This window comes from Streptomyces sp. NPDC096012, from assembly GCF_040426375.1.
Lineage (GTDB): Bacteria > Actinomycetota > Actinomycetes > Streptomycetales > Streptomycetaceae > Streptomyces.
Window position 1 is genome coordinate 54557 of the sequence record NZ_JBEOTD010000029.1, and the last position, 21850, is coordinate 76406.

The 21850-nt window shown below is 73.9% G+C and carries 19 protein-coding genes; 7 read left to right on the top strand and 12 right to left on the bottom strand.

The window, feature by feature from the left end:
* Positions 1-10: 10 nt before the first annotated feature.
* From ABVB68_RS25335 to ABVB68_RS25345, 3 genes are all read right to left on the bottom strand, one after another.
* On the bottom strand, positions 11-523 hold the full coding sequence (locus ABVB68_RS25335) for a MarR family winged helix-turn-helix transcriptional regulator (protein ID WP_353603478.1): 513 nt from the start codon (positions 521-523) through the stop codon (positions 11-13).
* A gap of 105 nt (positions 524-628) precedes the next feature.
* Positions 629-1060, bottom strand: coding sequence for a response regulator (locus tag ABVB68_RS25340; protein WP_353603429.1), 432 nt, complete (start codon positions 1058-1060; stop codon positions 629-631).
* A 3-nt stretch (positions 1061-1063) separates the two neighbouring features.
* Positions 1064-1429: a hypothetical protein gene (locus ABVB68_RS25345; protein WP_353603430.1), complete on the bottom strand. Its 366-nt coding sequence runs from the start codon at positions 1427-1429 to the stop codon at positions 1064-1066.
* Between the two features lie 122 nt (positions 1430-1551).
* Here ABVB68_RS25345 and ABVB68_RS25350 point away from each other — a divergent pair, with 122 nt between their 5' ends.
* Both ABVB68_RS25350 and ABVB68_RS25355 read left to right on the top strand, forming a co-directional pair.
* Positions 1552-3201, top strand: coding sequence for a sensor histidine kinase (locus ABVB68_RS25350; protein ID WP_353603431.1), 1650 nt, complete (start codon positions 1552-1554; stop codon positions 3199-3201).
* A complete protein-coding gene (locus ABVB68_RS25355) occupies positions 3198-4409 on the top strand; it encodes a PP2C family protein-serine/threonine phosphatase (RefSeq protein WP_353603432.1) in 1212 nt (403 codons plus the stop codon). Before ABVB68_RS25350 ends, ABVB68_RS25355 begins: the two co-directional genes overlap by 4 nt.
* A 29-nt stretch (positions 4410-4438) precedes the next feature.
* On the opposite strand, the gene ABVB68_RS25360 is transcribed toward ABVB68_RS25355, so the two are convergent.
* The 3 genes from ABVB68_RS25360 to ABVB68_RS25370 are packed head-to-tail and all read right to left on the bottom strand — an operon-like array spanning position 4439 to position 5615.
* Positions 4439-4867, bottom strand: coding sequence for a PRC-barrel domain-containing protein (locus ABVB68_RS25360; RefSeq protein ID WP_353603433.1), 429 nt, complete (start codon positions 4865-4867; stop codon positions 4439-4441).
* Complete coding sequence (locus ABVB68_RS25365) at positions 4864-5472, bottom strand: PRC-barrel domain-containing protein (RefSeq protein ID WP_353603434.1); 609 nt, start codon at positions 5470-5472, stop codon at positions 4864-4866. Before ABVB68_RS25365 ends, ABVB68_RS25360 begins: the two co-directional genes overlap by 4 nt.
* Complete coding sequence (locus ABVB68_RS25370) at positions 5469-5615, bottom strand: hypothetical protein (protein WP_353603435.1); 147 nt, start codon at positions 5613-5615, stop codon at positions 5469-5471. The genes ABVB68_RS25365 and ABVB68_RS25370 overlap by 4 nt, the downstream gene beginning before the upstream one ends.
* 319 nt (positions 5616-5934) lie before the next feature.
* Here ABVB68_RS25370 and ABVB68_RS25375 point away from each other — a divergent pair, with 319 nt between their 5' ends.
* From ABVB68_RS25375 to ABVB68_RS25395, 5 genes are all read left to right on the top strand, one after another.
* Complete coding sequence (locus tag ABVB68_RS25375) at positions 5935-6363, top strand: phage holin family protein (protein ID WP_353603436.1); 429 nt, start codon at positions 5935-5937, stop codon at positions 6361-6363.
* Complete coding sequence (locus ABVB68_RS25380) at positions 6360-6842, top strand: DUF3618 domain-containing protein (RefSeq protein WP_353603437.1); 483 nt, start codon at positions 6360-6362, stop codon at positions 6840-6842. Before ABVB68_RS25375 ends, ABVB68_RS25380 begins: the two co-directional genes overlap by 4 nt.
* A 207-nt stretch (positions 6843-7049) precedes the next feature.
* Positions 7050-8243: a carboxylate-amine ligase gene (locus ABVB68_RS25385; protein WP_353603438.1), complete on the top strand. Its 1194-nt coding sequence runs from the start codon at positions 7050-7052 to the stop codon at positions 8241-8243.
* A 238-nt stretch (positions 8244-8481) separates the two neighbouring features.
* The gene (locus tag ABVB68_RS25390) at positions 8482-10266 is read left to right on the top strand and encodes an N-acetylglutaminylglutamine amidotransferase (RefSeq protein ID WP_353603439.1); all 1785 of its coding nucleotides are present in this window, start codon (positions 8482-8484) and stop codon (positions 10264-10266) included.
* Entirely contained in the window at positions 10239-12725 is a 2487-nt protein-coding gene (locus tag ABVB68_RS25395) for a prolyl oligopeptidase family serine peptidase (protein ID WP_503006237.1), read from the top strand. Before ABVB68_RS25390 ends, ABVB68_RS25395 begins: the two co-directional genes overlap by 28 nt.
* Positions 12726-13054: 329 nt before the next feature.
* Here the strand turns inward: ABVB68_RS25395 and ABVB68_RS25400 are convergent, their stop codons facing one another.
* From ABVB68_RS25400 to ABVB68_RS25425, 6 genes are all read right to left on the bottom strand, one after another.
* Positions 13055-13714 (bottom strand): DUF5825 family protein, encoded by a 660-nt coding sequence (locus ABVB68_RS25400; RefSeq protein ID WP_353603440.1) that lies wholly within the window; start codon positions 13712-13714, stop codon positions 13055-13057.
* 107 nt (positions 13715-13821) lie between these two features.
* Positions 13822-15777, bottom strand: coding sequence for a RiPP maturation radical SAM C-methyltransferase (locus ABVB68_RS25405; RefSeq protein ID WP_353603441.1), 1956 nt, complete (start codon positions 15775-15777; stop codon positions 13822-13824).
* 91 nt (positions 15778-15868) lie between these two features.
* Positions 15869-15994, bottom strand: coding sequence for a hypothetical protein (locus tag ABVB68_RS25410; protein WP_353603442.1), 126 nt, complete (start codon positions 15992-15994; stop codon positions 15869-15871).
* A gap of 57 nt (positions 15995-16051) precedes the next feature.
* A complete protein-coding gene (locus ABVB68_RS25415; protein ID WP_353603443.1) occupies positions 16052-17830 on the bottom strand; it encodes a S9 family peptidase in 1779 nt (592 codons plus the stop codon).
* Positions 17827-19260, bottom strand: a complete 1434-nt coding sequence (locus ABVB68_RS25420) for an MFS transporter (RefSeq protein WP_353603444.1) — start codon at positions 19258-19260, stop codon at positions 17827-17829. The genes ABVB68_RS25415 and ABVB68_RS25420 overlap by 4 nt, the downstream gene beginning before the upstream one ends.
* 817 nt (positions 19261-20077) lie before the next feature.
* The gene (locus ABVB68_RS25425) at positions 20078-21595 is read right to left on the bottom strand and encodes an MFS transporter (RefSeq protein WP_353603445.1); all 1518 of its coding nucleotides are present in this window, start codon (positions 21593-21595) and stop codon (positions 20078-20080) included.
* Between the last annotated feature and the right edge of the window lie 255 nt (positions 21596-21850).

Consider the following 21850-nt stretch of genomic DNA (forward strand, 5'->3'; position numbering starts at 1 on the left):
GCCCCGGGCGTCACCGCTCGCGTGTCCCGGACCGGTCCGGCGGCGGGGGCGTGCGCTCGTGCGCCTCGAGGAAGGCGCGCAGGCCCCGGCCCAGTGCCGCGCGTTCCCCGGTCTCCATCCCGGCCAGTACGGCGGCCAGCGCCCGCGTCCGGTGCGAGGCGACCTCGGCGAGGACGTGCCGGCCGTGCGCCGTCAGGCTCAGCCGGACCTCTCGCCGGTTGTCCGGATGCGGGGAGCGCTCCAGCAGCCCCGCGGCCTCCAGCCGATCGCACAGCCGGCTGGCCGTGGGCAGTCCTATGTCCATGCGGTCGGCCAGACCCGTGAGATTGAGCTCCGGCTGCGCCTTCAGTATCCGCAGGCCCCGCAGCTGGTGCGGCGACAGCCGCAGGCTCGCCTGCTGCGCGGCGGCCGACCACAGGTCCGCCAGACCCTCCACGGCGTCGGCCATCTCCAGGGCGCGGGCCTCGGGGGCATCGCCCGGCCCGCTTGCCCGGTCGTCACCGACCCCGCCGAGACGAGTCACGAACACATCACTTCCAACAACCCCGGGACCAGACGGCTGTCATCCTCATGCCAACGCTGTACCCGCCAGACCGCCGGGCAAGCGGCGCCCGCCCGGAGCCGTGGCCTACTGCTTCGGTGGCTTGACCGCCACGTCCAGGTAGAACGCGTCGATGCTGCGCACCGCTTCTTCGAAATCTTCCAGATTGACGGGTTTCGTCACATACGCGTTGGCGTGGTGGTGGTAGGCGCCGGTCACGTCGTCCGGTGCGGCGGAGGTGGTCAGGACGACCACCGGGATGGTGCGCAGATCGGCGTCCTCCTTCACCACGGCGAGGAATTCACGGCCGTTCATGCGCGGCATGTTGAGGTCGAGCACGATCAGGTCGGGCCGCGGTTTGTGCGGGTCGCGCAGATACTCCAGGGCTGCCACTCCGTCGGAGACCTGGGTGAGGTTGCGGGTGCCACGCTCGGTGAGGGCGTCCTGGATGAGCATGGCGTCGGCGACGTCGTCTTCGACCAGCAGCACGTCGTACGGGCGGGTGGTGGCGGCAGCCATGGGTTACGAACTCCGGGGGGTGGGTCGGGTGGTCGGATGGGTCGTGCGGCCGGTGACGAGGCCGGGCCAGCGCCGTCGCGCGCCTTGCCGGCTCATGTTGCTCGCCTGTCCGATCTCGGGGTAGGTCGCGCCGTTCGCGGCGGCCGCGCGGGCGGCCTCGTCCTCCAGGTGCCGGATGGCCTTTCTGACCGAGCCGAGGACATGCAGGTGTACGAGTGCCCTTTGGCGGGCATCCGTCAACGCGTTGTGCGAGTCGGCCGGCGCGGCGACGTCCTGCGCGAGGCGCCGGGTGAGTTCGTCGACCGCCTCCGTCACGAGGGCAGCCAGCTCCGTGCCGGGCAGGCGGGGGGCGAAAGGGCGGCCGGACATGGGCCCACCATAGGGGGCCGATCGACGATTCGACAACAGCTGTTGTCGAACAGCGGTAGAGTTGATCGACGGCCACGCGCCCGGACGCGGCCTGCGATCACCTGAGGAGCCGACACACCGCCATGACCAGGAAGCCGTCCGTCGACCAGGGTGCGTTCGCCCGCTGGACCACTCGCCGCTGGCTGCGCGTCGGCGTCACCGGCGCGCTGGTGGCGCTGGCAGTGCTCGGAGCGCTGGGCGGCTGGGCGATGTGGCGCACGTCGCAGATCACGACCGAACTGGTCGACAGGCGCTCCCCGGCCCTCATCGACGCCATCCGCCTGGAGCGGGCCCTGATCGACCAGGAGACCGGGATCCGCGGCTACGGCCTCTCCGGCCGCCGCGACTTCCTCCAGCCCTACTCCCAGGGCGTCACGGCCGAGCAGAGTGCCGTGCGCGCCCTCCGGCCGCTGCTGCGGAGCGACGCGAGGGCAGGCTCCGACCTCGCCGAAGTGGACAGGCTGGCCCGCGGCTGGACGGAGCGGATCGCGCGCCCCGTCTCCTCGGCGTCCTCCACCGAGGCCGTCCGGATCGCCGCCGCACGGGCGGCGGAGGGGAAGACGTCCTTCGACTCGCTGCGCCGTGCGCTGGCCCGGCAACAGCGTCATCTCGAGGACGAACGGACGGCTGCCGCCCGGGATCTGCGCGCCGCCATCACCCTGCGCAACTGGACGTTCGGCGTCATCGCCGCCCTGATCGTCCTGATCTCCTTCCTCGTCTTCGAGGGCCTGCGGCGGGGTATCACCGACCCGCTGAGCCAGCTGAGCTCGGCCGCCCGTGAGGTGGCGCGCGGCCGTTTCGACCGCTCCGTCGTCGTCGCGGGCCCCGCCGACCTGCGGCAGCTGGGCGCCGACGTCGACGCGATGCGCCGGCGGCTGGTGGCGGAACTGCAGGTCAGCGAGGAGTCCCGCGCGCTGCTCGACGAACAGGCGGCCGACCTCAGACGCTCCAACACGGAGCTGGAGCAGTTCGCCTACGTCGCCTCCCACGACCTGCAGGAGCCCCTGCGCAAGGTGTCCAGCTTCACCCAGCTGCTCCAGCGGCGCTACGGCGGCCGGCTGGACGAACGGGCCGACCAGTACATCGCCTTCGCCGTCGACGGCGCCAACCGCATGCAGGTGCTCATCAACGACCTGCTGGCCTTCTCCCGCGTGGGCCGCGTACACGCCGACCACGACACCGTGAACCTCGAAGACGTGCTGGACCGGACCCTGGACACCCTGAGCGTCGCCATCGAGGAGAGCGGCGCCGAGATCACCCGCGACACGCTGCCGACCGTGGTCGGGGACAGCACTCAACTGGGCATGCTGTGGCAGAACCTGCTGTCGAACTCCCTCAAGTTCCGCAGTCCGGACCGTCCGCCGCGCATCCACATCAGTGCCGCACCGGACGACGGGGTGTGGCGGTTCGCGGTCAGCGACAACGGCATAGGCATCGAACCGGAGTTCCAGGAGAAGGTCTTCATCATCTTCCAGCGGCTGCACACCAAGGACGCCTATCCGGGTACGGGCATCGGCCTGGCCATGTGCAAGAAGGTCGTGGAGTTCCACGGAGGCACGATCGGCATCGACCCCGACCACCGGCCGGGCACCCGCGTCCTGTTCACCCTGCCCGTGTCGGCCGACGCCTCTGACGGCGCCGACGCCTCTGACGGAGCCGGTACCTCTGACGGAGCCGGTACCTCTGACGCCGCGGGCGCAGCGGATGCGGCGGGCAGAGAGCTGCAGCCGTGACGGACCAGACGACGGGCGGCGCCGAGCACTACCGCATCCTGCTGGTGGAGGACGACGACGGGGACGCCCTGCTGGTCGAGGAACTGCTCGCCGACACCGATCTGCCGCACACCCTCGCCCGCTGCCGGACGGCCGCCGACGCACGGGCGATGCTCGCCGAGGACCACGCCGACTGCGTCCTGCTGGACCTGCACCTGCCGGACATCTCCGGGGTCGAGACGGTCCAGGCCATCCAGACGCGGACCCACGCCGCCATCATCGTGCTGACCGGCCTGCAGGAGCCGAGAGCCGGCGTGGAAGCCCTCGCCGCGGGTGCCCAGGACTACCTGATCAAGGGCAAGGTCGAACCCGACCTGATCCAGCGTGCCGTCCGCTACGCCGTCCAGCGCAAGCAGGCCGAACGGGCCAACGCGGCGCTGCAGGTGGGCCGGCTGCGCGCCGAGGAGAACGCCCGCCTCGAACGTGGACTGCTGCCGGACCCCATACTGTCGTCCACCACGGTCACCGCCTCCAGCCGCTACTTCCCCGGGCGCGCCCAGGCGCTCCTCGGCGGCGACTTCCTCGACGTGGTGCAGACCGACGACGGCCAGGTGCACGCGGTCATCGGAGACGTCAGCGGCCACGGACCGGACGCGGCCGCCCTCGGCGTCTGCCTGCGTATCGCCTGGCGGTCCCTGACCCTCGGCGGCCACCGCGACCAGGAGCTGCTGCACCTGCTGGAACGGATACACATCGCCGAACGCACCGGCAGTGACCTGTTCACCACCTGCTCGCTCATCACGCTCGACCCCAAGGCGGCCACCCTCACCCTGCACCTGGCCGGCCACCACGGTCCCCTGCTGCTGACCCCGGACGGTCCGCAGGAGGTCGCGGCGACCCACGGAGTGGCCCTCGGCATCCTGCCCGGACTGGGCAAGTGGCCGGCCACGACGCTCAGCCTGCCCCGCCGCGGCGCCCTCGTCGCGTACACCGACGGACTCATCGAGGGCTACACGGGCCACGACGGCGACCGCCTCGGCGTGACCGGCCTGCTGCACCTGATCGGCACCATCCGCACCCAGGACCCGGGCAGCCACCTCGACCAGCTCATCGCCAGGACCCGGCAGCTCAACGCCGACCGGCACACCGACGACCTCGCCATCCTCCGCCTGGACTGGGACACCGGCGCCCACGGGCAGCGGGCGAACGCCTGGCGGACGGCACCGTGACGCACGCACCGGCGCTCCGGCCCCACGGCTCAGACAGGGGCCGCATGCACGACCATGGCGTGGGAGCCGAGGCCGATGAGGCGGTCTCCCGCGATGTCGCCGAGGGCCGTGTACACGGTGAGGATCGCTCCCGAAGCGGGATCGAAGGAGACGTCCTTGACGGTGCCGTGCTCGACGCCGTACTCGGTCAGCACGCGGGCCCCGAGGGGGTCATGGTGCTCGGGGGCCCCCTCGTCCCCGGCCCCGGCGGCGCCGCGGGAGCGTACGATCACGGCGTCCTGCCCCACGGCCTCCACCGCGCTCCAGGCGACGACCGCGGCGTCCTTCGGTGCTCCGGACAGACGCAGTCCGGCGATGCTCCGCGTATGGGGGTCGATCGTCAGGTCCTTGACGGTGCCCAGCGTCGCCGCTTCGTCGGCGGTGATCACCGGAAGGCCCCGGGCTTGCGTGAACATCATCGTGTGAGGCCCTCCTCATCGGGTGCGGGGGTGCCCGCGCCGGTCCGGCCGGCCTCCGCGCGGAACGCTTCGACCTGGGCGCCGAAGGTGGGCAGGTCCTCGGCGACGAAGTGGCTCGCCCGCGCAGGAACGACCACGGCCTGTCCGGAGACGGCCATGGTCGTCCCACGGGGGATGAACACCTTGCGCCGGGGCTGTTCCGCGTTCTCGTGGGCGTCGATCTCGAAGCCGATCACCCGTCCGCTCGTACCGGCCTCGATCACCACGTCACGCACCGTGCCCATCTCGTTGCCCTGATCGGTGACCACGGGCACACCGATCACCCGGCCGTGCCCTGCCTCGCCCTTCCCGACGACCGCGCCCCGGTCCTCGAAGACCGCCTCGCTCGGGATCATCACGGCCGCGGGCCCGACGGCATGCACCCCGGAGAACGGCAGACTCCGCCGCAGCGGCCCGGCCAGCAGGCCCCGCCCGCTGAGCGTGAAGCCGGTGACCCGCCCGGCCCCCGCGTCGAAGACGGTGTCCTTGATCTGCGCCACCGCCTCGCCGCCCAGGGTCACGACCACTCGCTTGTGCAGCTCGGAAGCGAGCATCAGCCCCGTCACGGCCGGCCTCCCCGGCCGGACCGGCGGCCGCCGCGCACCGCGATCACCGTTCCGGCACGCCGCTTGGCCTGAACCGCCAGCGTCACCGCCCCCAGCAGTCCCACCACCGCGATGAGGAAGACCACCCAAGCCCACCACACCATTGCCGACCTCCTCCTGGCCGTCACCGTCGTCGTGACGGCCTGCCCTTGTGCTTCCGGCTGCCCGCAGGGCGGACCCGACACGCCTCCGGACGGCGACCGGGCCGCCGCGGAACGGGGCGGGGGACGCCGTCGACTGCCGGTGCGCAGCCGGTCGTTCGAAGACGTGGGGCCGAGGGGTGGGGCCGGCGGCGCCCGCGGTGTCCGCCCGGCCGGCGAAACCGCACGTCCTGAACCCGGTCCTTCGGGGTACCCGCGCCCACACGGGACGACGCCGCGGCGCTTTCGTCCCCATGACAGCGACTGACGGGAGGTGATCGCCGTGTCGAGTACCCAGCCGCACAACGCGTCCGATCGGCAGGCGCCGGGCACGGAACCGGTGGGAGAGCTGGTCCACCGCGCTTCGCAGCAACTGACGGAGCTGGTGCGCGCGGAACTGCACCTGGCGCAGGCGGAGATGAAGGAGAAGGGAAAGCGCTACGGCAAGGGCGGCGGGATGTTCGGCGGCGCCGGCGTCGTCGGGTTCCTGATGCTGCAGGCCCTGGTGGCCGCCGCGATCGCCGGCCTGGCGGTACCGCTGCCGGTGTGGGCCGCGGCCCTCATCGTGGCCGCGGTACTGGGTGTGATCGCCGCGGTGATGGCGCTGACCGGGAAGAAGGAGGTCGCCCGGGCCGCGCCGCCCACGCCCCAGCAGACGATCGAGAACGTGAAGGCCGACATGGCCGAGATCAAGGAGAGTGCACACCGATGACCCAGCCGCCCCACGACGAGCCCACCGCCGCCGACCCGCAGGAACTGCGCGAGCAGATCGAGCAGACCCGCCACGAACTCGGCGAGACCGTCGAGGCCCTCGCGGCCAAGGCCGACGTCATGACCCGCGCGCAGGAGAAGGCCGCGGACGTCAAGGAACAGGCCGTGGCCAAGACCGGGGAGCTGCGGGAACGGGCCGCGGTCAAGGCGGGCGAACTGAAGGCCAAGGCCGCCGAGGTCGTCCACCAGGCACAGGACAAGCTGCCGGAACCGGTCAAGGACAAGGCCGCCCGAGGCGCCGAGCGGGCCGGTGAGGAGGCCGCCCGGGTCGGCAGGCTCTGGGAGGAGAACGCGCCCGAGCCGGTGCGCGCCAGGACGCTCCAGGGCGCACGGGCGGCCCGCGACAACCGCACCCTGCTGCTGGCGGCGGGCGGTGTGGCCGTCCTGACCTGGCTCGCGTTCCGGCGCCGCAACGGCTGAAGCGATGACAGGGGTGCCGGCACACGGGACGGCCGGCACCCCGCTCATGCGAGTCGCGCTCGTCTCATTTGATCAGACTTTGTCACCATATGCGAGCTATGGGGCGTGTCGGTGGCTGATCAGGGGAACTCGGAGCGTGTCAACCGCCCAGGCCGCCGACAACTCGGCGTATCGGGCGGCTGTGGACTACTCGCAGGGGAGAAACCCATGACAGCGCGCCTCGGAGCAGAAGAAGAGTTTCACGTGCTGGACGTGGAGAGCGGCCACCTCGTACCACGCGCCGGCGAGTTGCTCGGCCGCATCGAGAGACCCGGCTTCACCGGCGAACTGCAGCGGTCGGTGGTGGAGAACAACAGCGCCGTGCACGACTCGCTCGACGGCCTGTGGGCGGACCTGACCTCGGCCCGGCGCCGTCTCGACGCCGCCGCGGCCGCCCTCGGCCTCGCGGTCGCGGCCGCCGGCACGGTTCCGCTGGCCGGCGTCGCACGTCACGACGTCACCGCCGACCCCCGCTACCAGCGCATGGCCGACGACTACCGGCTCGTCGCCGACGAACAGCTCATCTGCAGCGCGCAGATCCACGTCGACGCGCCCGACCGGGACACCGCCGTCCGCGCGATGTGCCTGGTCTCGCCCTGGCTGCCGCCGCTGCTCGCCCTCTCGGCCAGCTCGCCGTTCTGGCTGGGCTCGGACACGGGCTACGCCAGCTGGCGCACCATGCTGTGGCAGCGGTGGCCCACCGCGGGACCGGCCGGCTGCCACCGGGACGCCGCCGACTACGACCGGGCACTCGCGGAACTGATCCGCACCGGCGTCATCAGCGACGCCGGCATGATCTACCACGATGTCCGGCCCTCGGCCCACCAGCGCACCCTGGAGCTGCGGATCTGTGACGCCTGTCCGCGCGCGGAGACCGTGGTGCTGGTCGCCGGCCTCTTCCGCGCCCTGGTGCGCGACGCCTGCGAACGCCTGTCCCGCACGGACGGCCCGTTGTGCGACGGCCGCCACGACTGGCTGCGGGCGGCCACCTGGCGGGCGGCCCGGTCGGGCCTCGAGGGCGCGCTGGTCGACCCCGTGACGCGCAGCCCGGCACCCGCCCCCGTCGTGCTGACCGGGATGCTGGCCCGGCTGCGTCCGGCGCTCGAGGCGGCCGGGGACTGGGAGACCGTGCACTCACTGCTCGAGGAGGCGCTGCTCGCGGGCAGCGCGGCGCACCGGCTGCGCCGGGCCGTCCAGGCCGGGGATGTCCTCGCCGGCATCGACCTGATGACGGCCGAGACCCGCGGCGAAGGCGCGGCACGGCGCCCGTCGGCCGGCGCCCGGCGCACCGCCCTCCGGCCGGACCCCCTCGGCAGTCACCCGTACACCGGAACGCCCTCCGCGCCGATGCCGCGCCCGTGATCCGCCCACCCTGCCGACGGCCGTGGAACGAGCGGGGCCTCGTGCTCCGTCCGGCCGGCGACCGTTGCCCGACCAAGGAGAGTCACACACCCATGCACGCGACACAGGATCTTCCGGCCCCCGACCGTCCGCTCCCGGGACAGCCCGGGAGGGCGGCACCGTACGGCGGCCGGCACCGCCGTACGTGCCGTGCGGGCCGCACCGTTCGGCCCGGGGTCCAGGGGAGGGGCATCCTCTGATGTGCGGACTGAGCGGAGAGATACGGTTCGACGGCGAGCGGCCGGACGTCGCCGCGGTGGAACGGATGACCGACCGGCTCGCGCCGCGCGGCCCCGACGGCCGCGGGCTGTGGTCACAGGGGCCGGTCGCGCTCGGCCACCGGCGCCTGAAGATCATCGGCCTGTCGGACACCGGCGCCCAGCCCATGGCCGATCCCCACACGAAGACCGCCGGCGTCTTCAACGGCTGCGTGTACAACTACCGCGAGCTGCGTGACGAACTCCGTGCGCTGGGCCACGAGTTCTTCTCCGACTCCGACACCGAGGTGGTCCTCAGGGCCTACCGGCAGTGGGGCGCCGACTGTGTGGAGCGCTTCTACGGCATGTTCGCCTTCGCGATCGTCGAACTGGACACCGGACGCCTGGTGCTGGCCCGCGACCGGCTCGGCATCAAGCCGCTCTACCTGGCCCGAACCGCCGGCCGGCTGCGGTTCGCCTCCACGCTGCCCGCCCTGCTGGCCGGCGGCGACGTCGACACCTCCCTCGACCCGGTGGCGCTGCACCAGTACTTCAGCTGGCACGCGACCGTGGCCGCGCCGCACACCGTGCTGCGCGGCGTGGCCAAGCTCCCCCCGGCCACCGTGCGCGTGGTCGAACCGGACGGGACCCACAGCGACCACCGCTACTGGCAGCCCGCCTACACGCGCCGCCCGGAACACGCGGGCCTGAGCCCGCAGGACTGGACCGACGCCGTGCTGGACGCGCTGCGCACCGCCGTGCGCCGTCGCATGGTGGCCGACGTGCCCGTGGGCGTGCTGCTGTCCGGCGGTCTCGACTCCAGCCTCATCGTCGCCCTGCTGGCCGACGAAGGACAGCACGACCTCGCGACCTTCAGCGTCGGGTTCGAGTCGGAGGGCGGCGAGGAGGGGGACGAGTTCCACTACTCCGACCTCGTCGCACGGCACTTCGACACCCGCCACCACCAGCTGATGGTGCCCTCCGACCGGGTGTCGGGGGCGCTGGAGGCGGCCGTGGGCGCCATGAGCGAGCCCATGATGAGCCACGACGTGGTGGCCTTCCACCTGCTGTCCGAGCAGGTCGCCAAGGAGGTCAAGGTCGTCCAGAGCGGCCAGGGGGCGGACGAGGTGTTCGCGGGCTACCACTGGTACCCGGCCATGGCGGACGTGTCCCGGCAGCGGGCCGCGGACGCGTACATCGACACCTACTTCGACCGGTCCCACGCGGAGCTCTCCCGCATCCTCGAGCCCGCCTTCCTGACCGAGCGGGACACGTCCGCGGAGTTCGTCCGCGCCCACATGGCGGCCGAGGGCGCGGACACGGCGCTGGACGCCGATCTCCGGCTGGACACGCACGTGATGATGGTCGACGATCCCGTCAAACGCGTGGACAACATGACCATGGACTGGGGCCTGGAGGCCCGGGTGCCCTTCCTCGACCACGAACTGGTCGAGCTGGCCGCCGCCTGCCCGCCCGAGCTGAAGCTCGCCGACGGCGGGAAGGGCGTACTGAAGGCCGCGGGACGCAAGGTCCTCCCGCGGGAGGTCGTCGACCGGCCCAAGGGCTACTTCCCGGTCCCGGCGATCAAGCACATGGCAGGCCCGGTGCTGCAGCGGGTCCGTGAGGCGCTCACCGCCCCGGAGGCCAGGAAGCGCGGCGTGTTCCGCCAGGAGTACGTCGCCGGACTGCTCGCGGCACCCAACGCGCACCGCACCCGGCGAGGAGCGAACACACTGTGGCAGGTAGCGCTGCTGGAGACATGGCTGCAGACGCACGGCATCCACTGACCGGCCCGGCGCCGGACGCCGGTGGACGCGCGACTGCGCCCCCCGGCGCGACCCCGGCCGCCCGCCCGCCGGATCCCGGACGACGTGAGGGCGCCACCGGCGAACGTGCCACGGCAGCGGGGGAGTCGGCGGGAGGTCCGGCACCGGTGGGAGGTCCCGCGGCGACGGAGGCGGCGTCGCGGGAAGGCCGCGCGGCGACCGGGGCGGCTGCGGCGGGAGCGCCCGCGGGAGGTCCGGCACCGGTGGGAGGTCCCGTGGCGACGGAGGCGGCGTCGCGGGAAGGCCGCGCGGCGACCGGGGCGGCTTCGGCGGGAGCACTCGCGGCGGCCACCGTCGGATTCGCGGTGGCCGGTGCCCGGCCGGCGCCCGAGCCCGTGCTCCTGCCCGACACCTCCGCCCCGCTCGACGTGGCGCAGCCGCTGAGCGCCCACGGCTGCTGGTATCCCTCGGTGGACCCCGACGGCCGGCACGTCGCCTTCATCTGCGACCGCACCGGCGTACCGCAGCTGTGGGCCGGTCCCGTCGACGGCGACCGGGCGCACCTGCTGGACGCCGGCCCGGACCCGGTGATCGAGGTCTCGTGGTCCCCCGACGGCCGGTGGGTCGCCTACACCACCGCCCCCGGGGGCGGCGAGCTCACCCGCGTCCTGTGCGTGCGCCCCGACGGCACCGGCCGGCGCCTGCTGGCCGGCGGCGAACCGGGTGCCTCCGCCCACCTCGGCTGCTGGTCCCCGGACGGCGCCGCCGTCGCGGTGACCGTCACCGCACCCGCACCCGCGGGCCTCACGCTCACCCAACCCGGAGGACCGGCCGCGACGACGGACCCGGCGGTACCCGCCCACCCGGGCGACTGGGCCGGCCGCGACGGCCGGGCGACCCTCCTGGGAGGACCCCAACTCACCTTCCCCTCCCACCACGAGCCGGTGAGGACGGTGACGGGCGGGACGGACACCGGGCCCTCAGGAGAGCCCGGCCGGCGCACCCTGGCGGCCTACCTCGTCGACCCCGAGGGCGCCACCGCGCCGGTGCTGCTCGCGAGCGAAGCCGGGGCGCCGAGCCTGCGCGTGTGCGCCCTCAGCCGGGACGGCGGGCTCGCCCTGCTGCGCCGGGGACCGCGCGGAGGCCGCGAGGCACTCGTCGTACGCCTGCGGGACGGCGCCGTCACCGGCTCCCTGCGCGTCGCCGACGGGGATCCCTGGATCGGCGGTTTCTCGCCCGACGGCCGTACCCTGTGGCTGCGCAGCGACGCCGGACGGGAGTTCGCCGCACTGGTCGCGGTCCGGCTCGGCCCGCAGGGACAGTGGACAGACCGGCGGGTGGCCGCCGCCCGCCCGGGCTGCGACCTGGAACTGCTGGCCCTCGGCCGGGCGGGGCGCAGCGCAGTGCTGTCGTGGAACGTGCGCGGAGTCAGCGAGCTGGAAGTCACCACGCTGAGCGCGGCCGCACCGGACGCAGACGGAGCGGACCCCGCCGAGCCGGCGGCCGCGGGCCCGTCCCACGCCCTCGCGCTGCCCCACGAGGTGGTCACCCGGGTGGCACCCACCCCGGCGGCCGACGGCCCGGTGGTGGCGCTGGCGGGGTCCCGGCGCCGGCCGGGGGTGTGGTGGCTGCACCAGGGCGTGCCGCTGCGCATGCCCTGGTCCGCGCGCGACGAGGACACCGTTCCCGGCGGCCGCCCGCCCGTGCGCCCCTTCCCCCTGCGCCCCGTCGCGCGGGACGGGCTGGAACTCGGCGGCTGGTACTACCGGGCGCCGGGCCGTTCCCCGGAGGAGCCGGCGCCCTGCGTCCTGCACCTGCACGGCGGTCCCGAGGAGCAGGAACGCCCGGTGCTGCAGCCGCTGTACCACGAGCTGCTCGGCCGGGGCGTGGACGTCTTCGCGCCCGACATCCGCGGCTCGTCGGGATACGGCCGCTCCTTCGTCGACGCGGACCTCGGCGAAGGACGTTTCGCCGCGCTCGAAGACGTCGCCGCGTGCGCCGCCCACGTGATCGTCGCGGGACTGGCCGACCCGCGCCGGCTCGCCGTGATGGGACGGTCGTACGGCGGGTATCTGACGATGGCCTCGCTCGTCTGGCATCCGGAGCTGTTCCGCACCGGGGTGGCGGTGTGCGGGATGTCGGACCTGAACACGTTCTTCGCCGGCACCGAGCCGTGGATCGCCGAATCCGCGGCCCACAAGTACGGCCACCCGGAACGCGACCGCGAGCTGCTGCGGGCACTGTCGCCGATGAGCCGCGTCGACGCGCTGCGCGTCCCCGTCCTCGCCGTGCACGGCGAGCACGACACCAACGTGCCCGTGGGGGAGTCGGAGCAGTTCGTCAGGGCGGCGCGGGAGCGCGGACTGGACGCCGAACTCCTGCTGCTGCGCGAGGAGGGCCACGAGTTCCGGCGCGCGGACAACCGCCGCCTCTTCCGCCGCACGGCCGCCGACTGGATCCACCGGCACGTGACGACCTGACACGCCCGCCGTCCCCCGGCGCACCGGTCCACACGGGAGGGCGAGACGACCGGGCCCGGTTCCGGACCGTCGGTCCGGACGGCACGATGGCGGTGCCGTCCGGACCGACGGGCCGGATGGCACGAGGGCGGTGCCGTCGTCGACATGGCGGTCGACAGGAGCGGAACGTCCTGAACACCGGGGTGACACGCCGCCGCGGCCGTGCATCCGACATGCCCGGCCCACCGTGCCCGCCGTCGACGACCGTCTCCGCGGTCGACCACCGTGCCCGCCGTCGACCACCGTGCCCTCCCTGGACGGCCCATGCCCCTGGACGGCCCGTGCCCGCCCTAGACGGCCATGGCCTCCTGCAGCCATCGGGCCACGCGGTACGGCAGCCACCAGACGAGGTCGTCCGCTCGCAGGACCAGGTGCTCGGCTGTCAGTTCCTCCACTATGTCGCCCGCGACCTCGGTGAGGTGGGCGCCCCGGTCGAGCCGGGCGACGGCTGCCGGGTAACGGGGGTCGTCGGCGGTGAAGCGGCGCAGGTCGCCCCAGCGCCGGTCGCGGATCTGCAGGAACCCCGGCCCCTGACGCCATACGAGTTTGCACAGGTAGTGCCGGGTCCGCCAGGCCCGCAGGGCGGCTTCGGCCTCTGCGGGGCCGGTGACGGTTCGGGGCGGCTGCAGGTGTGACAGGACCTTCCACGTCTGTTCGGCCCGGTCCGCCGGCAGGCGCAGGTCCCAGTCGACCTGGACGGCCCGCGCCGTGAGGTCGCGGACCAGGCAGAGCCGGTCGACCGCGGCCCGGGCGGCGGCCCGGCCGGGCGTGGCGAGGTCCACCGGGCGGTCGAGTTCGGCCCGGCGCGCGCCCATGCCCCACAGCCGTTCGGCGGCGCCGGGTTCCGGGGCGAGCGGGATGCGGCCCAGGGACATGCCCGTCAGCGTCCGGGCGAGGGGGTCGTGGTCGCGCCAGGCCAGGACGGCCGGGGGCGGTGGACTGGCTGGCATGGCGTGGCTCCTTGGGACTGGCCGCCAGGTGTGCGGCGGCGTGCGGGCGGTGAGACCTGACGGGGAGCAAGCCCGGACGCGGGAGCGGCGCCGGCCCTCGGCGGGGTTCAGGGCAGCGCGGGAGCCGGAGCGGGGCGGCCCGTCGTGACGGAACCCGCCGCCGGTTCGGAGGCGGGACGGGCGTACAGGTGGTTCATGTAGTCGAGGCGCAGCAGGTCCTGGTTGACCGACGCGGGCGCGATGTGCACGTACTGGCCGGCGTCGGTGAAGGTCACCCCCAGGGCCGTCCATTCGTCCAGGAGCGCCTGCACCTGCTCCGGGGTCCGGCCGGCGTGCGCGGGGTCCGCCGTGGCCTTGCGGTGCAGGGCGGCGGGGGAGTGCGGTTGGTCCAGGAGCCGGAAGAGCGCGACGCCGAACGGGTCGGTGAGGCGAAGCGTCCGCCACTCGAACGAGCGCCGCCGGCTGACCAGGACGATCTCGTCACCGAGGTCGGTGTGGGTGAGCCGGGAGTCGGTGTGGTGCTTCTTCCACGCGGCGATGCCGTCGTTCAGCCCGCTCACCGTGTCCTCGCCGATGCCGCGTTCGGGTGCCTGGAAGACGTAGGCCAGGCCGTGCAGTTCCTCTTCCGGCAGGTCGTAGGTGAAGAGGTAGTGCTCCTCCGGGCGCAGCCCGGTGAAGCCCAGCTCGGGCCGGTTGAAGTAGGGGCTGAAGCGTTCGATGGCGATCCTGGCGGACAGGTCGACCGGCGGGTCCAGATGCTCGAGCGCGGGCAGCTGCCGGATGACGGGGTCGTAGTCCTCGGCCGTCTCCCCGGGGAAGCCGTGCAGGTAGTTCCAGGACACCGACAGGCCCGTCTCGGCCGCGTCCCGGAGCATCCGGACGTTCTGGCAGCCGCTGACCCCCTTGTCCATGAGGTCGAGCACTCTGCTGTTGAGGCTCTCGATGCCGGGCTGGACGTAGATGAGCCCGGCGTCGGCGAGGACCTGCAGCTGCGGGCGGCGCATGTTCGCCTTGATCTCGATGTGCATGCGCAGGTCGTAACCGCTGTCGATGATCCGGGGCAGCACGCTGGTCAGGTACCGCATGTCGAGGATGTTGTCGACGACGTACATGTCGAGGACGCGGTGCCGCTCGGCCAGGTCCATGATCTCCCGGTAGAAGGTGTCGGGGCTCTTGCTGCGGAACTGCATGAACGAGCCGTTCAGACCGCAGAAGGTGCAGTGGTGCTTCTCGCCCCACCAGCAGCCGCGGGCGCCCTCGACCACCAGCTTCGGCTCCACCCAGTTGCGCGCCACGGAGGCGGCGAGGCGCTCGAAGTAGCCGCTGTAGTCGGGCGGAAGGATCGCCGCCGGTGGCAGCGGGCCGGTGGGCATCGGGTTGGCGACCGAGGCGCCGTCCTCGCGATGGCACAGCCCCGGGATCCCGGCCGTCGCGCCGTCGCCCGCGCCGTCGCGCAGCGCCTCCAGCAGCCGCGGGAAGGCGTCCTCGCCCTCACCGCGCACCACGAAGTCGACGAAGGGGAAGTTCCGGTGCACGGCAGCACCCTGTTCGGCGTCGCAGTTGGCGCCGCCCATGACCGTCACGGTCCGCGGAGCGAGCCGCTTGATGTGCCGGGCCGCGGCCAGCGCGGCGGTGTTCTGCTGGAAGGTGGAGGTCAGGCCCACCACGTCGGGGGCGAGTTCGGCCACCCGCCGCGCGATCTCCTCCACGAACTCCGGCACGACCGCGTGCAGTTCCCGGGTCATCCGCATCCGCGAGGAGCGCAGCCTGCCATCCATCGCCGCGGTGAACTCGGCGTCCTTCCAGGCGGGGTCGTCGTACAGGGCGCTGGAGAACACCCAGTCGCCGCAGCCGAGGAAGTAGGAGGACAGCGCGTAGTACTCGTAGTCCTCCGCGGTGAACTCGGTGCGCCGGGTGATCCAGTCGGTGAACTCCAGATTGGCGTGCAGCACCTCGCAGGTCGCGCCCGCGACGCGCTCGTCGACACTGCGATTGAGGATGCCCAGGGCCAGGGAGGGCAGGTCGATGGGCGACCACGGCATGTTGAGGAGGAGAACGCGCACGGACGGCTCCTTGGATGAGGGCGCGGGATGACGGCCGGGAGGGAGGCGAGCCCGGCCGGCCCGCACGTACGCGGACCGGCCGGACGGTGGGTCACTCCTCGTTGTCGTCGCCCTCGTCGGCGTTGCGGAACGGGACGGTGATGGTGATGCCGATGCCGGGCCTGCGGTTCTGCTCGTCGCCCGCGAGCGGGTCGTTGTGGATGATGTCCTTCTGCACGGTGCTTCTCCTTCTGTGAGTGGCGTGGTGCTGTGCACACCCGGTCCCGCTGTGTCCTCAGCGGGGCCGGGGCCCTCCGGCCGGTGCCGGAGGACGTCCGGGGGCGCGGGGCGCCGGTCGCGGCAGCCGCGCGCGCAGGAAGGACAGCGCGCGGCGCAGCACGGCGACGTGCGCCGCGCCGTCGTAGCCGTCGTGGCCGGTGTCGAGCCACATGGCCTCGTGGGGTACGCCCGCGGCGGTCAGCGCCCGGAGATAGGCGCGGATCTGCCCGGGCGGGCACTTGGTGTCGCGGTCGGCGCCGACGACGAGCAGCGGCGCCGTGACCGAGGACGCGTAGGTCAGGGGCGAGCTGCCGGCATAGCGCTCGGGCACCTCGTCCGGGGTGCCGCCGAACATCCGGACGTCCAGGGCCCGTAGCGCCGGTGTGGTCGCCCGGTGCGCCGCGGCCCAGTCGGCGACCGGTTTGACGGCCACGCCGGCCTGCCACCGCCCGGGACGGCTGCCGAGGGCGAGCAGCACCAGGTAGGCGCCCCAGGACACCCCCCACAGCGCGACGGCGTCGCCGGCGATCAGCCCGCGGGAGACGAGATCGGCCCGGACCGCGTCCAGGTCCTCCACCTGGGTGTGCCCCACTCCGGCCGGGAAGGCGCGCCGCCAGCGCGGCCCGTACCCGGTGGAGCCGCGGTAGTTGACGCGGACGACCGCGTACCCCGAGGCCACCAGGGAGTGCACCGTGCCGTCGTAGGCGTCCCGGTCGTGGTCGGCCGGACCGCCGTGGACCAGGAAGACGGCCGGCGGCGGCGTGCCGCCGGCCGGCCCGGGCAGGCTCAGCAGGCTGTGCACGCGTCCCGACGCCGTGGGCGTCCAGCGGTCGGTGTGCCGGCCGGGGACGACGACCTGGGGCCCCGCCGGTGGCAGGGCGATGCCGTCCGTGGCCCGCAGGACCGGCCGGTGGGCGGTCGCGGTCCACAGGTAGTCGACCGCTCCGGTGGCCCGCGGGGCCGCGTCCAGCAGGGTGCCGGAGGGCGTCGGTACGAGGCCGCGGTGCCTGGATCCGAGGACGACGCGGTGCAGCAGGGAGCGGCCGTGGCGGTCCTGGCGTACCAGCACCTCGCGGCCCTCCGGGTACCAGCAGGCGCTGATCTCGGTGTCGAAGGTGCACCAGTGGTGGGTGCGAAGACCGTGCCGCGCCGTCCACGTGGCCAGGGCGTAAGCGTCTCCGAGGTCCCGCACCAGGAGCAGCTCGGGGTTACCGGGCGAGGACGGGAAGCCCTGGCACCACAGTCCGGGGCCGGGCAGATCGGCGACGGTCCGGCCATCGCGTGTGACGACCGAGACGGCCACCGCGTCGTCGGCGGACGAGGCCAGGGCGATCAGTTCGCCGTCCGGGCTGACGCCGGCCAGCCGGCACGGCCGGGGCGTACGCAGCACCTCGCGAGGGACGTGGCCCCGCCGGCCCGTCGTCAGCACGGTGTGCCGCCGTCCGGCGACGGCCGCGGCGACCGTCCCGTCCGCGGTCACGGCCAGCCCGCGGGGCAGTCCGGCCGGGGTTCCGGGCAGTCCCGGTAACCGCGGGCCGCCCTCGAAGTGCTGGAACCACCAGCGGCCCTCGCCCGACGCGTTCTCGTCGAACCACCACACGTACCCGTCGGCGTCGATCGCCCGGTGCACGGTGCCCACCCGACTGCTCGTCACCTGCCGGATCCGGCGGCTCTGCGCGTCCCACGTGAAGACCTCGCAGCGTCCGGCGGCGTCCGCGGTGAAGACCATGCGGCGCCGGTCGGCCGGGCACACGTCGGGCAGGGCGGCGAGGAACACCTGGTAGGAATCGGTCATGGGCGCTCTCCCGGTGTGGCACTCGTCGACGGGCCGGTGCGCCCGGGTCCGTCCGCCGGCACGGCTGGGCGCAGCACGGCGGCCGCGGAGCGCTGGGTGTGCGCCGCCAGTACGGCGAGGACGGCCCCGCAGCACAGGGCCGGCGCCCGGCCCCCGCCCCAGCCGACCAGGGCGGCCGCGCACACCGGTGCCAGGGCGGCGGTCGTGGCGGCACCGGCCGCCAGTACGGCGCCGGTCCGCGACTGCAGTTCCCGCGGTGCGGCGAGCACGGCCGCCGACCCGAGCACGACGGTCACCACGGGCAGCACCGCACACAGCGCGGAGAAGCACAGGGCCCACGCCCACGGCCCTCCGGCCACCGACAGCGCCGCGCACGGCGGCAGGAGCAGCCAGGTGGCCGCCGCCAGCGACCGGTGTGCGCCGAACCGCCGTACCACCGGGGCCGCCACCAGCGAGCCGGCCAGTCCCGCCGCCCCGGAGACCGCGAGCACGCCCCCGGTCACGGCGCCGCCCGACCGGCCGCCCATCACGAACACGGCGGCGTAGAAGAGCAGGGCGAGCACTCCGCTCGCCACCGAGGACCACCACAGCACCAGGCGCAGCACGGGGGAGCGGACCACCACCCGCACACCGGCCCGCAGTTCGTCCGTGACCCGCCGTAACGCCCCGGTGCCGCACGGCGGTTCGGCGGTCACGCGCGACGGCTGTGCGGACAGGGCGGCCGCGGCCGAGGCGGCAGCCGACGGGACGGGCGCGGACACGGGGGGCGCGTCGAGGTGACTGCGAATCGCCCGCGTCCCGAGGGCCGTCACCGCGTAGGTGACCGCGTCGACGGCGAACGGCAGGAAGCGGCTCACGCCGAACAGGACCCCGCCCAGTGCCGGTCCCAGCACCAGCGCCGCCTGATCGCCCGCCTGGACGCCGGCCACGGCCCGCGGCATGTCCTCCGGTGCCGCCAGCCGGGACAGCGCACCGCGCGCCGCCGCCTCGTACCCCGTCGCGGACAGCCGCTCGGTGACAGCCAGCCCCAGCAGGACCCACAGCGGCGGATGGCGCAGGCAGGCCGTGGCCAGCCCGGCCATGGCCAGCGTGGCCAGCACCGCCGACGCGGTCATGAGGGCGCGCCGGTGGCCCCGGTCGGCCGGCACGGCGATCAGGGGCCCCAGCAGTACTCCGGCGATCGCGGCGGCACTGGCGAACGCGCCCGCGGTTGCCGGGCCGTGACCCAGGTCGAGGAGCAGGAGCGGGAAGACCAGCCCGGAGGCCTGACTGCCGAGCGCGTCCACGGCGTTGACGCACCACAGCACGGCCGTGTCGCGGCGGCTGCCCGTGCCGGCCCCTGCTGTCCGCCGCGGGACGACGGCCACCGGCGAGGGCGGCGACCCGCCGTCCACCCGCCGCGGTACGCCCGACGCGTCGATCTCCCCCACCCCCCTTGAAACGCACGGTGGCCGCCGCCGGAGGTGACCGGCGGAGGCATGCGAAAGCACACGGCGTACGCGGAAACCGGCCGTCATGTGTGGAAAATGTGTGCGAAGTGCGAAAGTGAGCCGGAGCCTAATCACCCCGGCGCCGGGGGAACAAGGGCCCGGCAGTCGCCTCGATCCCGTCCGGTACGCCCAAGTTGGCCAACAGTCGACTTGGCCGTTGCCTGCGACCACTCCCGCGCGGGGGCGCCGCGGCAGCCCCCGCCCACGGGCTGCCGGGCACCGGCGCGGCGCTTCGCGACAGCGCACTTCAAGGTGTCCGGACTCCGCCGTCCGGCTACCGGACACCGTCGCTCACTCCGGCGAAGGCCGCACGCCCGCGTGGTGTCACCCGCATCGGCGCGCGGGTCCCGCGAGGCCGACGGCCGTGCGTTGCGGTACGAAAGGAAAGCGCTCGCACCCGCGGGCGCGCCCCCTCCCCTCCGGCCCCGGTCACCCCGTCGGCGATCATCCGGCACCGCGGCCGGTGGCGGGCCGGGCGCGGCCTCCACATTGGCCGACAACACGCCCCGTCGAAGCCCAAAGAGCAAGCAGTCATTCCGCTCCGGCCCGGTCCGATCGCGTCCGTCCCGGCTCGGCCCAACTCGACTCGGCTCTCTCCGACCCGACTTGAGCGCCGGGTGGGTCCGCTGTCCGCCCGCCCGGAACGCCGCCGGCCGCCTCGCGCGCTCGCGGCCCGGTGAGCCGGCGGGCTCGTGGGCTGTGGATGTGCGGTAGCGCGGGGCGCGACCTCTGGAGCCCGCGCCCGCGCCCCGCTGTCTCACGTCTGGCGTGCGTGCACCGGGCTGTTGGCGACTTCGTCCGGGCACTTGCGGTTCGGCGGGCGTTTCCGCTTGTCCCGCTGCCAGTCGAAGGCCGCGAGGGCCAGGGATGCCAGCATGCCGACGAGAGCCGCGGCCAGCGCGGTGACCACGGCACCGCGGTAGTCGCTGCTCCTGCCGAGCACCAGGTAGAAGAGGCCGGGCAGGGCGGCGGTGCCCACCGCGGCGCCGAGCCTCTGCCCGGTCTGCAACGCGCCGCCGGCCGCGCCGGCCATGTGCACGGGCACGTCTCGCAGGGTCATGGTGATGTTGGGGGACACCACGAAGCCGCCGCCGATGCCGCCGAGGAACAGGAGCGGGGCGGCCATCCAGGGAGCGGTGCCGAGCGGCGCGAACCGCAGCAGCAGCGCGGTGCCGCCCAGGCCGACGATCACGCCCGTCAGACCGCACACGGTGAGCAGCCGGCCGAACCGGTCCACCAGCCGGCCCGCGACCACGGCGGCGATCGCCGAGCCCAGCGCGAAGGGAGTCACGGCGAGACCGGACCGCAGCGGGGAGAAGCCGAGGCCGCGCTGGTAGAACAGGGCGAAGACCAGCCAGACCCCGCTGAAGCCGATGAAGTACAGGGTGCCGACACCGGCGCCGACGGCGTAGCCGCGCACGGTGGTGAACAGGCGCGGGTCGAGCAGCGGCTCGGCCCCCCGGGCGACGAGGTGGCGCTGCCACCGGGCGAACCCGGCGAGGATCGCGGCGCCGGCGGGGAACAGCCACCACACTCGGCCGATACCGCCGGAGTCCGCCTGGACGAGCGGGTACATGAGCGCGAGGACGCCGAGGCCGAGGAGGAGGATGCCGGGCACGTCCACGTGTCCCCGGCCGGACCGGCGGGTGCGGGGCAGCAGCCGGCGGCCCAGGAGGACCGCGAGGATGCCGATGGGGACGTTGACGTAGAAGATCCACCGCCAGCCCTGGGCGCCGGAGGCCAGGGTGAGGATGGCACCCGCGGTGATCGGGCCGACGGCCGAGGAGATGCCGACGGTCGCGCCGAACAGGCCGAAGGCCCGGCCGCGTTCGGCGCCCCGGAACATCTGCTGGATGAGTGCGGAGTTCTGCGGGGCCATGAAACCGGCCGCCAGGCCCTGGGCGAGGCGGGCCGCCACCAGCAGGGTGATGTCGGGGGCCGCCCCGCAGGCCGCGCTGAAGACCACGAAGCCGCTGAGGGCCAGCAGGAAGATGCGCCGCCGGTCCAGGGCGTCGCCGAGCCGCCCCGCGGTGACCAGGGCGAGGGCGAAGGTGAGGGCGTACCCGGACACCACCCACTGCACCTGCGCGGCGGAGGCGTGCAGTTCGCGCTGGATGGTCGGCAGGGCGACGGCGACGATCGTCACGTCCAGCAGGCTCATGAAGCCCGCCACGAGCGTGACCCACAGGGCCCGCCACCGCTGCGGGTCCGGCTCGTACCCGCTCTCCTGGGCGCCCGTGTTCCGGCCGCCCGCCGCCGACGCCGACGCAGTCACTCGCTCGGACTCCTCTCACCGGGCAGGTCCCCGGGCGAACCAGGTTCCCGCACCGGACGACGGCACACACCGCATCGTGTGACGGCGACACCCGGGCGGGAAGTCCGCCCCGGACGCCCGCCGCCCGTGCCCGCGAGTGCCGCGGCGACGCAGGAACACGGGTGCGTCGTTCGTCGCTCTCGGTGACCGGCCGGGTGCCGTACGAAGGGGTCAGTTTGAAGTGGCGAGAACTGTGCAGGGGTAAGACGACCGGCG

What these genes read in the sequence shown, in the direction of transcription:
- ABVB68_RS25340 (WP_353603429.1), bottom strand. Translation starts at nt 1,060, where the DNA reads ATGGCTGCCGCCACCACCCGCCCGTACGACGTGCTGCTGGTCGAAGAC.
- ABVB68_RS25345 (WP_353603430.1), bottom strand. Translation starts at nt 1,429, where the DNA reads ATGTCCGGCCGCCCTTTCGCCCCCCGCCTGCCCGGCACGGAGCTGGCT.
- ABVB68_RS25350 (WP_353603431.1), top strand. Translation starts at nt 1,552, where the DNA reads ATGACCAGGAAGCCGTCCGTCGACCAGGGTGCGTTCGCCCGCTGGACC.
- ABVB68_RS25360 (WP_353603433.1), bottom strand. Translation starts at nt 4,867, where the DNA reads ATGATGTTCACGCAAGCCCGGGGCCTTCCGGTGATCACCGCCGACGAA.
- ABVB68_RS25370 (WP_353603435.1), bottom strand. Translation starts at nt 5,615, where the DNA reads ATGGTGTGGTGGGCTTGGGTGGTCTTCCTCATCGCGGTGGTGGGACTG.
- ABVB68_RS25380 (WP_353603437.1), top strand. Translation starts at nt 6,360, where the DNA reads ATGACCCAGCCGCCCCACGACGAGCCCACCGCCGCCGACCCGCAGGAA.
- ABVB68_RS25385 (WP_353603438.1), top strand. Translation starts at nt 7,050, where the DNA reads ATGACAGCGCGCCTCGGAGCAGAAGAAGAGTTTCACGTGCTGGACGTG.
- ABVB68_RS25390 (WP_353603439.1), top strand. Translation starts at nt 8,482, where the DNA reads ATGTGCGGACTGAGCGGAGAGATACGGTTCGACGGCGAGCGGCCGGAC.
- ABVB68_RS25395 (WP_503006237.1), top strand. Translation starts at nt 10,239, where the DNA reads ATGGCTGCAGACGCACGGCATCCACTGACCGGCCCGGCGCCGGACGCC.
- ABVB68_RS25400 (WP_353603440.1), bottom strand. Translation starts at nt 13,714, where the DNA reads ATGCCAGCCAGTCCACCGCCCCCGGCCGTCCTGGCCTGGCGCGACCAC.
- ABVB68_RS25415 (WP_353603443.1), bottom strand. Translation starts at nt 17,830, where the DNA reads ATGACCGATTCCTACCAGGTGTTCCTCGCCGCCCTGCCCGACGTGTGC.